Here is a 222-nt window from a genome sequence, read left to right as displayed (position 1 = left end):
CAACACAACTTCCAAAAGCAGATCTCTGGTGTGCGGGAAGCCCTTGTCAAAATGTGTCTATCGCAGGAAAGCGAGCAGGCCTATACGGTGAGCGAAGTGGACTCTTTTTTACATTTGTTGACCTCCTCCAGAGCCAAGAGGAAGAAGATAAACCCGAGTGGATACTCCTTGAAAATGTTAAGGGACTTTTATCAAGTGGCGGGGGACGAGATTATCTCGACT

1 protein-coding gene is annotated in these 222 nt (G+C 47.3%); it reads left to right on the top strand.

What is annotated here, in order from left to right; all coding sequences use genetic code 11:
- Nucleotides 1-222 (top strand): DNA cytosine methyltransferase (locus RFK25_RS11695; protein ID WP_332413575.1); only part of this gene is annotated, 222 nt, incomplete at both ends.

The organism is Streptococcus sp. SS-4456 (genome assembly GCF_036680365.1).
Classification (GTDB): Bacteria; Bacillota; Bacilli; order Lactobacillales; family Streptococcaceae; genus Streptococcus.
The sequence above is the reverse complement of the archived record's forward strand: the minus strand, read 5'-3'. Positions and strand labels throughout refer to the sequence as shown.